13 protein-coding genes are annotated in these 13,424 nt (G+C 62.2%); 7 read left to right on the forward strand and 6 right to left on the reverse strand.

What is annotated here, in order from left to right:
- The first annotated feature begins 13 nt into the window (after window positions 1–13).
- The 6 genes from Tel_01190 (at window position 14) to Tel_01215 (ending at window position 4,352) form a co-directional block, all read left to right on the forward strand.
- Window positions 14–676, forward strand: a complete 663-nt coding sequence (locus Tel_01190; protein ALP51862.1) for a riboflavin synthase subunit alpha — start codon at window positions 14–16, stop codon at window positions 674–676.
- A gap of 10 nt (window positions 677–686) precedes the next feature.
- Complete coding sequence (locus Tel_01195; GenBank protein ID ALP51863.1) at window positions 687–1,790, forward strand: 3,4-dihydroxy-2-butanone 4-phosphate synthase; 1,104 nt, start codon at window positions 687–689, stop codon at window positions 1,788–1,790.
- 41 nt (window positions 1,791–1,831) lie between these two features.
- Entirely contained in the window at window positions 1,832–2,311 is a 480-nt protein-coding gene (gene ribH / locus Tel_01200) for a 6,7-dimethyl-8-ribityllumazine synthase (GenBank protein ID ALP51864.1), read from the forward strand.
- A 21-nt stretch (window positions 2,312–2,332) separates the two neighbouring features.
- Complete coding sequence (locus Tel_01205; protein ID ALP51865.1) at window positions 2,333–2,764, forward strand: N utilization substance protein B; 432 nt, start codon at window positions 2,333–2,335, stop codon at window positions 2,762–2,764.
- A gap of 150 nt (window positions 2,765–2,914) precedes the next feature.
- Entirely contained in the window at window positions 2,915–3,880 is a 966-nt protein-coding gene (locus tag Tel_01210; protein ID ALP51866.1) for a hypothetical protein, read from the forward strand.
- On the forward strand, window positions 3,864–4,352 hold the full coding sequence (locus Tel_01215; GenBank protein ALP54686.1) for a phosphatidylglycerophosphatase: 489 nt from the start codon (window positions 3,864–3,866) through the stop codon (window positions 4,350–4,352). The genes Tel_01210 and Tel_01215 overlap by 17 nt, the downstream gene beginning before the upstream one ends.
- Here the strand turns inward: Tel_01215 and Tel_01220 are convergent.
- From Tel_01220 to Tel_01245, 6 genes are all read right to left on the reverse strand, one after another.
- The gene (locus tag Tel_01220; protein ALP51867.1) at window positions 4,329–6,755 is read right to left on the reverse strand and encodes a hypothetical protein; all 2,427 of its coding nucleotides are present in this window, start codon (window positions 6,753–6,755) and stop codon (window positions 4,329–4,331) included. The two genes, Tel_01215 and Tel_01220, sit on opposite strands and share 24 nt — an antisense overlap.
- Before the next feature lie 121 nt (window positions 6,756–6,876).
- Window positions 6,877–7,671 (reverse strand): GTP cyclohydrolase, encoded by a 795-nt coding sequence (locus Tel_01225; GenBank protein ALP51868.1) that lies wholly within the window; start codon window positions 7,669–7,671, stop codon window positions 6,877–6,879.
- Between the two features lie 167 nt (window positions 7,672–7,838).
- Window positions 7,839–8,219 carry a 6-pyruvoyl tetrahydrobiopterin synthase gene (locus Tel_01230; protein ID ALP51869.1) on the reverse strand — a complete coding sequence of 127 codons (381 nt, stop codon included), beginning with the start codon at window positions 8,217–8,219 and terminating at the stop codon, window positions 7,839–7,841.
- Between the two features lie 24 nt (window positions 8,220–8,243).
- Window positions 8,244–10,139 (reverse strand): 1-deoxy-D-xylulose-5-phosphate synthase, encoded by a 1,896-nt coding sequence (locus Tel_01235; GenBank protein ID ALP51870.1) that lies wholly within the window; start codon window positions 10,137–10,139, stop codon window positions 8,244–8,246.
- A 78-nt stretch (window positions 10,140–10,217) separates the two neighbouring features.
- Window positions 10,218–11,117: a geranyl transferase gene (locus Tel_01240; protein ID ALP51871.1), complete on the reverse strand. Its 900-nt coding sequence runs from the start codon at window positions 11,115–11,117 to the stop codon at window positions 10,218–10,220.
- Window positions 11,110–11,346: an exodeoxyribonuclease VII small subunit gene (locus Tel_01245; protein ID ALP51872.1), complete on the reverse strand. Its 237-nt coding sequence runs from the start codon at window positions 11,344–11,346 to the stop codon at window positions 11,110–11,112. The genes Tel_01240 and Tel_01245 overlap by 8 nt, the downstream gene beginning before the upstream one ends.
- A gap of 175 nt (window positions 11,347–11,521) precedes the next feature.
- Here Tel_01245 and Tel_01250 point away from each other — a divergent pair, with 175 nt between their 5' ends.
- The gene (locus Tel_01250) at window positions 11,522–13,414 is read left to right on the forward strand and encodes a DNA topoisomerase IV subunit B (GenBank protein ID ALP51873.1); all 1,893 of its coding nucleotides are present in this window, start codon (window positions 11,522–11,524) and stop codon (window positions 13,412–13,414) included.
- Window positions 13,415–13,424: the final 10 nt, after the last annotated feature.

Below are 13,424 nucleotides of genomic sequence, written 5' to 3' on the forward strand. Positions count from 1 at the left end.
AAACGGGAGTTCGATGTTTACAGGAATTATAGAAGCCTCGGGCGACATTGCCGTGCTGGAAAAGCGCGCCGACGACAGCCGTCTACGCATCAATGCCGGCGGCCTCGACATGGCGGATGTGAAACTGGGCGACAGCATCGCCATCGACGGCGTGTGCCTGACCGTGGTCGATTTTGATCGCCACGGCTTCAGCGTGGACGTCTCGGCCGAGACCTTGGACAAGACCACCCTGGGCGAATATATGCCCGGCCGCAAGGTCAACCTGGAAAAGGCTCTGCAGGTCTCGGCCCGGCTCGGCGGCCATCTGGTCAGCGGTCACGTGGATGGCGTCGGCGTGATCGAATCGCGCCAACCGCTGGGCGAGTCGCTGTGTTTTCAAGTGCGGGTGCCGGACGTGCTGGCCAAGTACATTGCGGTCAAGGGCTCGGTCTGTATTGACGGCGTGAGCCTGACCGTCAACCGCGTTGAGGGCGCCGTGTTCGAGATCAACATTATCCCCCACACCGCGGCGGTGACCACCATTGGCCGCTATCAGGCCGGCCGCCGGGTCAATATCGAAGTGGACATCATCGCGCGCTATCTGGAACGTTTGTTATTGGGCGAACAGGCCGCTGCCCGTGGCGCCGCCGGTCTGACATTGGAGACCCTGATGCAGCATGGTTTTATCAAGTCGTGAGCATGCAGCCATGGCCTTAAATAGCGCTGAAGAAGTCATTGCGGCTATCCGCCAGGGCGAGATGGTGGTGTTGATGGATGATGAAGATCGCGAGAACGAAGGCGATCTGATCATGGCGGCCCAGTGCGTGCGTGCCGAGGATATCAACTTCATGGCCCGCTACGCCCGCGGCCTGATCTGCCTGACCCTGACGCGCGAACGTTGCCAACAGCTGCGCCTGCCGCTCATGGTGGCTGACACCAATGCCAAGCATGCCACCAATTTCACCGTTTCCATCGAGGCGGCGGAAGGGGTGACCACCGGCATCTCGGCGGCCGACCGCGCCCGCACCGTGCAGGCGGCGGTGGCCGAGGGGGCCGGCGCCGCGGACATCGTCCAGCCCGGTCATATCTTTCCGCTCATGGCCCAGCCGGGCGGGGTGTTGTCGCGCGCCGGCCATACCGAGGCGGGCTGCGATCTGGCGCGGCTGGCGGACTTCGAACCGGCCAGCGTCATTGTCGAGATCCTCAACGAGGACGGCAGCATGGCGCGCCGGCCGCAACTGGAGGTTTTCGCCCAACAACACGGCCTGAAGATCGGCACCGTGGCCGACCTGATCAGCTATCGCCTGCAGCACGAAACGACTGTGGAGCGGGTGGCCGAGTGCCGCCTGCCCACCGAATACGGCGAGTTCCGCCTAATGGCCTACCAGGATTACCTCGGTCAAGGGTTGCACTTGGTGCTGCAAAAGGGTGAGATCGATCCTGAACAGGCGCTCTTGGTGCGCGTCCACCTGGCCGATACCTTGACCGATCTGCTGGCGCTGCAGCGCGGCGACACCGGCCTGCCCCTGCGGGTGGCTATGCAGCGCATGCAGGCCGAGGCGGCCGGTGTGGTGGTGTTGCTGCAGCACAAGGACGAGCCGGAGGCGCTGGTCAAGCGCATCCGCGATTATCAGTTGCAGGACCGTGGTGTGAATCTGCCCCGGCCGCCGGATGCCACCGACCTGCGCGACTACGGCCTCGGCGCCCAGATCCTGTCCGACCTGGGGGTGCGCAAAATGCGCGTCATGGGGGCGCCGCGTAAATTGCACGGCCTGTCCGGTTTCGGCCTGCAAGTAGTGGAATACGTCTAGGAAGGCTACAATGCCGGATTAGTAAGAACTAAGGATTCAAAATGAAAGATGTGAATAGAATCGAGGGTGATTTCAATGCGGCCGGCGCCCGCGTGGCCATCGTCGCCGGGCGCTTCAACAGCTTCGTGGTGGATCAACTGGTCAACGGCGCGTTGGATTGTCTGCTGCGCCACGGCGCCAAGGCCAAGGATATCGATATCATTCAGGTCCCCGGTGCCTACGAGTTGCCCTTGGTGGTGCAGCGCGTGGCGGCCAAGAAAAAACACGATGCCATCATCGCGGTCGGCGCCGTAATCCGCGGCGGCACGCCCCATTTCGAATACGTCGCCGGCGAATGCTCCAAAGGCTTGGCGACGGTATCCCTGCAACACGATGTGCCCGTGGCCTTCGGTGTGCTGACCGTGGACACCATTGAACAGGCGGTCGAGCGCTCAGGCACCAAGGCCGGCAACAAGGGTGTGGAAGCGGCCATGTCGGCCATCGAAATGATCAATGTGCTCAAGGGCGTTGATCAGCTCTAGGCTTTTTTAAGGAGAATATTTTTGAGTCACGCGCGTACCATGGCACGTCGCTGTGCCGTCCAGGCACTGTATCAGTGGCAGATCACCGCCCATGACGTGGAAGACATCTATCAGCAGTTCATGCTCGAACGCAACATGACCAAGGTCGATGTGGCGATGTTCAAGGAGCTGCTGTCCGGCGTGACCCGCGAGCTGGAAAAACTGGATGCAAGCATCCAGCCCTATCTCGATCGCGATATCTCCGAGGTGGACCCGGTGGAGCGCGCCGTGCTGCGCCTGGGTACCTATGAGCTGATGTACAAGCCCGATGTGCCCTATCGCGTTGTCATCAATGAGGCCCTGGAAGCGGTGAAGACCTTCGGCGCCGAGCAGGGCCATCGCTATGTCAACGGTGTGCTCGACAAGGTCGCCCAGCAGCTGCGCCAGCCGGAAGTCCAGCGTCGCCGCAGCTAGAAGCAAATGTCGCGCAGCGACAGCTTGTCCCTCTCCCCTTTATGCCCCGTGCGTGCTCCGGGAGCACCCACGGGGCGTTTGTTCTGGAAGGGTATAAAAGGGTGGGGGACATATCCGGTCACCTAATAGGACTCCACTTGGGACTCCACTATGGCACTCTCTGAATTCGAACTCATCGCGCGCTATTTTTATCGCGCCCCGGCTCACGACGATGTGGAGCTGGGCATCGGTGACGATGCCGCCGTGGTGAGTGTGGCGCCGGATCACTCCCTGGTGATGGCCTTGGATACCCTGGTGGCCGGGGTCCATTTCCCGGCAGACAGTCGCGCGGATGATATCGCCTACAAGGCCCTGGCCGTGAATCTGAGCGATATGGCGGCCATGGGCGCGCATGCCAACTGGATGTTGTTGGGACTCACCTTGCCGCAGCTGGACGAGGCATGGCTGGATGCATTCAGTCGCGGCCTGAAATCATTGGCCGATGAGTACGGCGTGGTCTTGATCGGCGGTGATACCACCCGCGGTCCGCTGACGGTGACGGTCCAGATCAACGGGCTGGTGCCGCAGGGCCAGGCCTTGAAACGCAGCGGTGCTCAAGCGGGTGATCTGATCTATGTCAGCGGCCAGCTGGGCGATGCCGGCCTGGGCTTGCAACTGGCGTTGCGACAGATTCAACTGGATTTGCCGCCGGCGCGACGCGACTATTTCCTCCAACGCCTGCAGCGTCCCAGCCCGCGACTGGCGCTGGGCCGAGCCTTGGGCGGGGTGGCCAGCGCCGCCATCGATATCTCCGACGGCCTGCTGGCCGATCTGGGCCATATCCTCGACGCCAGTGGCGTCGGCGCCGAGATTCATCTGGAGCAATTGCCCGTGGCGCCGGAAATTATCGGGCTCGGGCAGCAGGGCTGGTCCCTGCCGTTGTGCGCCGGTGACGATTACGAGTTGTGTTTCACCGTCCCGCCCGAACGCGGCGCCTTGCTCGAGGCGCGGCTGCGCTCGGTTGATTGTCCCTGTCGCTGCATCGGCCGCATCGAAACGCACAGCGGCCTTCGGGTGTTGTACAACGGTGAGAAGGTCGAGACTGACAGTTTTAAGGGATATCGGCATTTTGACTAAGCGTATTCCGGGTCTGAATCTGGCCAACCCCGTTCATCTGTTGGCCTTCGGGTTCGGCAGCGGGGTGATCCCCAAGGCGCCGGGAACCTGGGGGACCTTGGTGGCCGTGCCGCTGTATGTGTTGCTGCAGGGCGTGTCGATGGCGGTCTATCTGAGCCTGGTGTTGGCGTTACTGCTGCTGGGTATTTGGCTGTGCGACGTGGCGGCGCGGGACCTCGGCGTCCATGACCATCCCGGTATTGTCTGGGACGAAATCGTGGGCTATCTGATCACCATGATCGCGGCGCCGGCCGGCTGGCCGTGGTGGCTGGCGGGCTTCGTCCTGTTTCGCCTGTTCGACATTCTCAAACCCTGGCCCATCAGCGCCATTGACAAGGGCGTGGCTGGCGGCTTGGGTATTATGCTTGATGACATCCTGGCCGGCCTGATGGCCTTGGCCTGTCTACAGCTATGCGCCTGGCTGCTGCTCTGAGCTGAGGCCGGCCTCGTTGCGCCAACCGGTGTGCAGCAGCCATTGGCGTAAGTCCGTCGCGCGCGCCGGGGGATGGATGTGAAAGCCCTGCGCCAGGTCGCAGCCCATTTCCCTGAGCAGCTCCAGGGTCGCTTCATTGTCCACCCCTTCGGCGATGACCTGATGGCCCATATTGTGGGCCAGGTCGATGGTGGAGCGCACAATCACCTTGTCCTCGTTGTGTTCCAGCATGGCCTGGACGAAGGACTGATCGACCTTGATCTCGTTTACCGGCAGCTGTTTCAGATACGCCATGGAGGAATAGCCGGTGCCGAAATCGTCGATGGAGAGTTTCACGCCCATGTCATGCAGTTGTGACAGGGTCTGCATGGCCTGCATGGGATCGTACATCAAGGCGCGTTCGGTGATTTCCAGCTGCAGTTGTTCGGCCTCAAGCTGCCAGTGCTGCAGCAGTTCGCCGATATGTTGGCAGAGCTCGGTGTCGTGCAGACTGCGGGCCGACAGGTTGACGGAAATGCGCAATCTGAGGCCGGCGCTGTTCCATAGCTGCGCTTGCCGCAGCGCCTCGCGCAGCACATAGGCAGTCAATTCACGGATGTGCCCGGTCTGTTCCGCCAGCAGGATGAAGTCGTCCGGCTGGATCAGGCCTTTGTCCGGGTGCTGCCAGCGTGCCAGGGCCTCGACGCCGATGACCTGGTCGCTGCGCAGATCGATGGTGGGTTGGTAGTGCAGCACAAACTCCTCTTGCTGCAGGCCGCGGCGCAACTCGCCCGCCATGGAGAGACGGCTCAGGCTGTGCTCATCCAGATCCGGTCGGTAAAGGGCGAAATCGATATTGGAGCGCTTGGCCACGTACATGGCCACGTCGGCCTGGCGCATCAGGGTGCTGGCGTCTTCGCTGTTCTGCGGGAACAGGGAGATGCCCATGCTGATGCCGATATGTATGTTCTGGTCTTCAAAGATGAAGGGCAGATCGATGGCGGCGGCGATCTTGCTGGCGGCCTGGGTGACCTGCTCCGGGGCTTCGATATCGGGCAGTAGGATGGCGAATTCGTCGCCGCCCAGGCGCGCCACGGTGTCCGAGTCACGCAATACGCCGCGCAGGCGCACGGCCACTTGTTGCAGCAACAGATCGCCGAAGTGGTGGCCCAGGGTGTCGTTGATTTCCTTAAACCGGTCCAGGTCGCTGATCATCAGGGCGATGGAGCGGCCCTCGCGTTTGGCGCCGCGAATGGCCTGGTGCAAGCGGTCATGCAGCAACAGGCGATTGGGTAGGCTGGTAAGGGAATCGTGCAGGGCCTGGTGGCGCAACTCCTTGTTGGCCTCGGCCAGCTCGCGGGTACGCTTGATGACGCGCCGCTCCAGATCCTCCTGCAGGGACTTGATCTCGGCCTCGGCCTGTTTGCGTTCACTGATGTCGCGGCAAACGATGATAAAGATCGAGCTGTCCAGCTGGCAGATTTCATTGATCGAGGCCTCGACATAAAAGCGTTCCCCGGTCTTGCGTTTGCCCAGGGTTTCGTAGGGGGCGGCTTGCTCGATATCGAGCGGCGTATCGTTGTCGCCGCCGGCGAAGATGTCGGTAAATGAATTGCTGAACAACAGGTGGATATCTTGGCCCACCACCTCGCTGGCGTTGTAAGCGAAGCTGCGCTCGGCGGCCAGATTGAATGACAGAACGTTGCCGTTCTTGTCCACCGTGATCAAGGCGTCGGCGACATTGGCCATGATGGTGCTCAGGCGTGCCTCGCGGGTGGCCAAGGCCTCGCTTTGATTCACCAGTTCGGCACGCATGGATTCCAGATCATGGGCCAGTTGACGGAGCTCGCGAATGCCGCTATGCAGTTCCAGGCGACGTGAATGTTTACCGGCGGCGATATCGCGCGCCGCCTCACGCAGGCGGATCAAGGGACGGGTCAATTGCGGCCCCATGATGGCGGCCATCAACACCGCCAAACAGATATAGCCCAGGACGATGTAGAGACCGTAGCGTTGCGCCTGGCCGATGAGGCCCAGGGTGTCGCGTTCGTCATAGCCAAGCTGAAGGATGTAGTTTTGGCCGCTGATCTTGAGCGGCACGGCGATATGATAGGTGTGATCGTCCTGGTCGCCGAAGGCAGCATCGGTCTCGATGGCGGTGATGGAACCGTCCTGAATATTCAGATGAATCAGATTGAGCTTGCCCGCGCGGATGTCGGCGAGATCTTGCGGCGGTCGTGGGTAATGTTCCAAGGTGGCGGCCAGCTGCAGCGCGCTGGTCATGCTGCGATCCAGGAATTGTTGTTGGAAGTGCTGCGCCAGGGCCGGCAGGATAAGGACGAAGACCACGGACCCCAACAGGCCGTGTATGAGCAATTCACCCAATACCATCCGGCTGGTGAATCTGTTCAGCAAACCGCCCATGGTGGGTTTCGCCGCTTCGCCTCCGCTGTCTTCGAGATGGTGGCGGGGGCATACTGACCGTTAGTGTTCGATTACCCCCGGGCTGACAACTCTACCGGTAAGCCGAGGGCACCACAAGTGTTTAGAGCAGCGTCGCAGTCTTGTCCTGTTCGATCAGGGCATAGGCCGAGTGATTGTGGATGGATTCGAAGTTTTCCGATTCCACGGTGTAGGCGACGATGCGGTCGTCGGCATTGAGGCTGGCGGCCACGTCGCGCACCATGTCCTCGACGAACTTGGGATTATCATAGGCGCGCTCGGTGACGTATTTCTCGTCGGGGCGCTTGAGCAGGCCGTAGAGTTCACAGGAGGCCTGGCCCTCGACCAGGTCGATGATGTCCTCGATCCAGACGAAATCGCGGGTGCGCACCGAGACCGTCACATGGGAGCGCTGGTTATGGGCGCCGCGTTCCGAGATCTGCTTGGAGCAGGGGCACAGGCTGGTCACCGGTACCACCACCTTGATGTCGACGCGCGGGGTCGCGTCGCGGATCTCGCCGATCAGGGTGACGTCGTAATCCATCAGGCTCTTCACGCCGGAAACGGGCGCCGGCTTGTCGACGAAATAGGAAAACGACATTTCTATATGGCCGGCCTCGGCGTCCAGGCGTGTCACCATTTCCTGCAGCATGTGCTCGAAGGATTCCACCGATAGTTCGCGTTCGTAGTTGTTGAGGATCTCCACGAAGCGCGACATGTGGGTGCCCTTGAAGTTGTGGGGCAGGTTCACATACATGTTGAAATTGGCGATGGTGTGCTGCTCGCCTTCGCTGCGGTCCTTGACCCGCACCGGGTGGCGGATGTCCTTGATGCCCACCTTGTTGATGGGAATGCGGCGGGTGTCGGCGCTGCTTTGTACGTCGTCGATAGCGGCCATAGGTTTATCCTAGAAATAGCGGTTGAATGGGGTGGAGTGTGCGTTTTTCGCGGTGCAATGCGCTCCATAGCGGCGTCAGTAGTAGGGCGATCTCAAATTTCATCAATAAGTAAAATAAATTCATAAGGTTCAATTTCCAGCGAAGCGGTCAACGGCTATTTTTAGGATCACTCCTCGGTATAACGGACACAGGCCCGTTCGGTTTCCCAGATGGTGATGGCGCTGACGCGCGCGGAGTCGCCGTTGAGGCGCTCGGCCAGCTGGTGATAGATATAGGCGGCGATGTTTTCCGCCGTCGGGTTGATCTCGTCGAAGGGGCTGAGTTCATTGAGATAGGTATGATCCAGCCGCTCGCAGATCGCCTTGGTGGCCTGGCGGATCTGTTTGAAATCCATGCCCATGCCCACCTCGTTAAGCGCCGTGGCCGTGACCTCCGCCTCCACCTGCCAATTGTGGCCATGCAGATTGGCGCAGTCGCCGGGATATTGGCGCAGGGAATGGGCCGCGGCAAAATCAGTCACAATCTTGAGGGTATAGCGTGCGGACATAATGCTGGGTACACCAAAAAAATACTAAAAGGAATTCGCTTGGACCACCGTGGGCGGGGATTGGTTGCCCGCCAGATAGCGATTGACCCGGTCTATTATACCCTGAATCGTCAATCCTGACTCGTTTAGTAAGGATTGGCGGTCGCCGTGCTGGACGAAATAGTCGGGCAGTCCCATGCGGATCAGCGCCGGGCGTTGCGCCTGGCCGTCGAGCAACCGGGCCACCAGGCCGCCGGCGCCGCCGATGACGGCGTTTTCCTCGATGGTCAACAGCAGTTCGTGGCTGGCAGCGAGCTTCAGTACCAAGGGCTCGTCCAGCGGTTTGACGAAGCGCATATTGACCACGGTGGCGTCCAGTTGCTCGCCCGCGGTTGCGGCAATCTCGACCATGCTGCCGAAGGCCAGCAGGGCCACCCGTTTACCCTGGCGGCGCAGCTCGGCGCGGCCCAGAGGCAGGGCGGTCATCTCTTTTTCCACTGTCACGCCGGGGCCGCTGCCGCGCGGATAGCGCACCGCCGCCGGACCGTCCAGGTGGAAGCCGGTATAGAGCATCTGGCGACACTCATTTTCGTCCGCCGGCGCCATGATGGTCAGGTTGGGGATGCAGCTGAGATAACTCAGATCGAAGCTGCCGGCATGGGTGGGGCCGTCGGGGCCCACCAGGCCGGCACGGTCGATGGCGAACAGCACCGGCAGATTTTGCAGCGCCACATCGTGGATCAGCTGGTCATAGGCGCGTTGCAGAAAGGTGGAATAGATGGCCACCACCGGCTTCATGCCCTCGCAGGCTAGGCCCGCCGCCAAGGTGACGGCGTGCTGTTCGGCGATGCCCACATCGATGTAGCGCTTGGGAAATTGTTGCGAAAACTCCACCAGGCCGGAGCCTTCGCGCATGGCCGGGGTGATGCCGATGAGGCGCTCATCGGCCTGTGCCATGTCGCACAGCCACTGACCGAACACCTGGGTGTAGGTGACGGCCGAACCCTTGGCCAGCGGTTCGCCGTTGTCCGGATCGAACTTGCCCACCCCGTGATAGCTGCAGGGATTCTGCTCCGCCGGTTTGAAGCCCTTGCCCTTCTTGGTGACGATGTGGAGAAATTGCGGCCCCTCGATCTTGCGCATGTTCTTTAGGGTGCCGATGAGGGTGGGCAGGTCGTGGCCGTCGATGGGGCCGATGTAGTTAAAGCCCAGTTCTTCGAACAGGGTGCCGGGCACCACCATGCCCTTCATGTGTTCCTCGGCACGTTTGGCCAGCTCCCACACCGAGGGCATCTTGCCCAGTACCTTCTTACTGTTTTCGCGCACGGACGAATAAAACTTGCCCGACAGCACCCGCGCCAGGTAGTTGGACATGCCGCCGACGTTGGGCGAGATGGACATCTCGTTGTCGTTGAGGATGACCAGCAGATTGGCGTCCACGTCGCCGGCGTGATTGAGGGCCTCGAAGGCCATGCCGGCGGTCAGGGCGCCATCGCCGATGACGGCCACCACCTTGCGCGCGCTGTGTTGTTCCTGGGCCGCCAGCGCCATGCCCAGGGCGGCGCTGACGGAGGTGCTGGAGTGGCCTACACCGAAGGTGTCGTAGGGGCTTTCCTCGCGCTTAGGAAACCCCGCCAGGCCGCCCTTCTGGCGCAGCGTCGGCATGCGCTCGCGGCGGCCGGTGAGGATCTTGTGCGGATAGCTCTGGTGGCCCACGTCCCACACCAGCCGGTCCTCGGGCGTATTGAAGACATAGTGCAGAGCGATGGTCAGCTCGATGGTGCCCAGCCCGGCCGACAGGTGACCGCCAGTGTGGCTGACCGACTGGATCAGGAAGCGGCGCAGCTCGTCCGCCAGCGTCGCCAGCTCGTCCTGCGGCAGGCGGCGCAGGTCGTCCGGGGCGGCGATACTTTCCAGCAGGGTATAGCTTGGGGTGGTCATGTTCTATATAGGTGCGCGCGGGAAAACGGTGAATTATGAGCCCCGGGCGGGCTGGGCGCAAGCCCAACACCATCCGGGTTAACTGCTGCGCGAGATGATGTAGCGCGCCATCCAGCGCAGCGGCTCGGCCGCCGGGCCGAATTCCGCCAGACTGGTCAGGGCCTCGTGATACAACTCCGCGGCGCGCTGCTTGGCGCCGTCCAGGCCCAGCAGGGCGGGATAGGTGGGTTTGTCCAGGGCCAGATCGGCGCCCCGGGTCTTGCCCAAGGTGGTGGTATCGCCCTCCACGTCAAGGATGTCGTCCTGGATCTGGAAGGCCAGACCGATGCACTTGGCGTAGTGGTCCAGCTGTTTCAGCTGCGCCTCGCTGACCGCGGCGCTGCTCAGGGCGCCGAGCATGACGCTGGCGCGGATTAGGGCGCCGGTCTTGTGGATGTGCATCAGCTCCAGCGCCGGCAGGTCGAGGTGTTTGCCTACCGCTTCCAGGTCGATGGCCTGGCCGCCGGCCATGCCGCGCGAACCCGAGGCCAGGGCCAGTCGGTCGATCATTTGCAGGCGCCGTTGCGCGTCCACGTGAAGTGCCTCGTCATGAGCCAGCACGTGAAACGCCAGGGCCTGGATGGCATCGCCGGCGAGGATGGCGGTGGCCTCGTCGAAGGCGCGGTGACAGGTGGGCTTGCCGCGCCGCAGCGCGTCGTCGTCCATGGCCGGCAGGTCGTCGTGGATCAGAGAATAGGCGTGGATCAGTTCCACCGCGCAGGCGGGGGCGTCCAGTTGCGCCGCGGGCACGTCCAGGGCCTGGCCGGCGCTGTAGACCAGAAACGGCCGCACCCGCTTGCCGCCGTCAAGCACGGCATAGCGCATGGCCTGGTGCAGCCGCTGCGGCGCGATATCCGCCTGTGGCAGCCAGCGCTCGAGGGCCTGTTCGGTGCGCGCCTGGTGGGCGGCGAGCAATTCCCCTAGCGTATGCTCATTCATCGCTGTCGAAGGCCTCGGGCACGCCGTCTTTGTCCATCAGGATTTGTACCTTCTGTTCGGCCTGCTGCAGGGCCTGCTGGCAGCTGCGCGTCAGGGTGACGCCGCGCTCGAACAGTTTGAGCGATTCCTCCAGGCTGATGTCGCCCTGTTCCAGGGTCTCGACCAGGCCTTCCAGTTCGGCCAGGGCGGTTTCAAAGTCGGGTTGTTTTTTTGTCGTCTTTCTAGGCATAGGGGTTTAATCGGCGTAGGGTGCGCAACGCGCAACAATACTATTCGGGTTCATATCGAAGGGCGCGCGCTGCGCCCCCGCCATTGACACTATTATCATCTGGGCATGGTGCGTTTCCAGGGTCCACATGATACAGTTTCCGCGCATTGAATTAACAGGGAATTTAAGATTTTGTATGAGTAATCAGTACGATGCCTCCGCCATAGAAGTCCTCAGCGGTCTCGAGCCGGTGCGCAAACGCCCGGGGATGTATACCGACACCACCCGTCCCAACCACTTGGCCCAGGAAGTGATCGACAACTCGGTGGACGAGGCGGTCGCCGGCCATGCCAAATACGTCTCCATCACCTTGTATAAAGACGGTTCTCTCGAAGTGGAGGACGACGGCCGCGGTATGCCGGTGGATATCCACCCCAAAGAGGGCGTGCCCGGCATCGAGGTGATCCTCACCAAGCTGCACGCCGGCGGCAAGTTTTCCAACAAGAGTTATCGTTTTTCCGGCGGTCTGCACGGGGTCGGGGTGTCGGTGGTCAACGCCCTGTCCAAACATCTGGAGGTCTGGGTCAAACGCGGCGGCCAGGAGCACAATATCGCCTTCGCCAACGGCCAGAAGGTCTCGGATCTGGAGGCGGTGGCTAAGGTGGGCAAGCAAAACACCGGCACCCGGCTGCGCTTTTGGCCCGATCCCCAGTTTTTCGATTCGGCCAAGTTTTCGGTCGCCAAGCTCAAACACGTGCTGCGCGCCAAGGCGGTGCTGTGCCCCGGCCTGCAGGTCAGCTTTTTCGACGAGCAGGCGGATGAACATGAGGAATGGCATTACGAGGACGGCCTGAGTGATTACCTGAGCGGCGCCCTGGAGGGGGTCCCCTTACTGCCGGAGGAATTGTTTACCGGCAGCATGGCCGGCGCTCACGAGGCGGCCGACTGGGCCGTGGTGTGGCTGCCCGAGGGCGGCGAGCTGATCACCGAGAGCTATGTCAATCTCATCCCCACCGCCCAGGGCGGCACCCATGTCAACGGCTTGCGCACCGGCCTTACCGACGCCATCCGCGAGTTCTGCGAATTCCGTAATCTGTTGCCGCGCGGCGTCAAGCTCACCCCGGACGATGTCTGGGACAAATGCGCCTACGTGCTGTCGGTGAAGCTGGAGGACCCCCAGTTCAGCGGCCAGACCAAGGAGCGCCTGTCCTCGCGCGAATGCGCCCCGTTCGTCTCCGGCGTGGTCAAGGACGCCTTCAGTCTGTGGCTCAACCAGCACACCGATGCCGGCGAGCAGATCGCCGTGCTGGCCATCAGCAGCGCCCAATCGCGCCTGCGCGCCGGCAAGAAGGTGGTGCGCAAGAAGGTCACCTCAGGTCCGGCCCTGCCGGGTAAGCTGGCGGATTGTTCCTCCCAGGATCCCGGCCGCGCCGAATTGTTTCTGGTGGAAGGGGACTCGGCCGGGGGGTCGGCCAAGCAGGCGCGCGATCGCGAATTCCAGGCCATCATGCCGCTGCGCGGCAAGATCCTGAACACCTGGGAGGTGGACCCGGCCGAGGTGCTGGGCTCGCAGGAGGTGCACGATATCTCAGTGGCCATCGGTGTCGAGCCCGGCTCCGACGAGCTCAAGGGCTTGCGCTATGGCAAGGTCTGTATCCTGGCCGATGCCGACTCCGACGGCGCCCACATCGCCACCCTGTTGTGCGCCCTGTTCCTGCGCCACTTCCGCCCGCTGGTGGAGGCCGGTCATGTTCACGTGGCCATGCCGCCCCTGTTTCGCATCGACGTGGGCAAACAGGTCTTCTATGCCCTGGACGAGGCCGAGCGTGAGGGCGTGCTGGACCGCATCGCCGCCGAGAAGCTCAAGGGCAAGGTCAATGTGCAGCGCTTCAAGGGCCTGGGCGAGATGAACCCCCTGCAGCTGCGCGAGACCACCATCGATCCCGACACCCGCCGGCTGGTGCAGCTCACCCTCGACAGCGGCGACGACACCTACCAGATCATGGACATGCTACTGGCCAAGAAGCGTGCCGCCGACCGCCGCGCCTGGTTGGAGCGCAAGGGCAACCTGGCGGACGTGGCGCTATAAAGCCGTGGCG

This window comes from Candidatus Tenderia electrophaga, assembly GCA_001447805.1.
GTDB classification, from domain to species: Bacteria; Pseudomonadota; Gammaproteobacteria; order Tenderiales; family Tenderiaceae; genus Tenderia; species Tenderia electrophaga.

Excerpts from the sequence above, each read along its gene's own strand:
- Tel_01190 (ALP51862.1), top strand. The coding sequence starts at position 14 with ATGTTTACAGGAATTATAGAAGCCTCGGGCGACATTGCCGTGCTGGAA.
- Tel_01195 (ALP51863.1), top strand. The coding sequence starts at position 687 with ATGGCCTTAAATAGCGCTGAAGAAGTCATTGCGGCTATCCGCCAGGGC.
- ribH (ALP51864.1), top strand. The coding sequence starts at position 1,832 with ATGAAAGATGTGAATAGAATCGAGGGTGATTTCAATGCGGCCGGCGCC.
- Tel_01210 (ALP51866.1), top strand. The coding sequence starts at position 2,915 with ATGGCACTCTCTGAATTCGAACTCATCGCGCGCTATTTTTATCGCGCC.
- Tel_01220 (ALP51867.1), bottom strand. The coding sequence starts at position 6,755 with ATGGGCGGTTTGCTGAACAGATTCACCAGCCGGATGGTATTGGGTGAA.
- Tel_01225 (ALP51868.1), bottom strand. The coding sequence starts at position 7,671 with ATGGCCGCTATCGACGACGTACAAAGCAGCGCCGACACCCGCCGCATT.
- Tel_01230 (ALP51869.1), bottom strand. The coding sequence starts at position 8,219 with ATGTCCGCACGCTATACCCTCAAGATTGTGACTGATTTTGCCGCGGCC.
- Tel_01235 (ALP51870.1), bottom strand. The coding sequence starts at position 10,139 with ATGACCACCCCAAGCTATACCCTGCTGGAAAGTATCGCCGCCCCGGAC.
- Tel_01240 (ALP51871.1), bottom strand. The coding sequence starts at position 11,117 with ATGAATGAGCATACGCTAGGGGAATTGCTCGCCGCCCACCAGGCGCGC.
- Tel_01245 (ALP51872.1), bottom strand. The coding sequence starts at position 11,346 with ATGCCTAGAAAGACGACAAAAAAACAACCCGACTTTGAAACCGCCCTG.
- Tel_01250 (ALP51873.1), top strand. The coding sequence starts at position 11,522 with ATGAGTAATCAGTACGATGCCTCCGCCATAGAAGTCCTCAGCGGTCTC.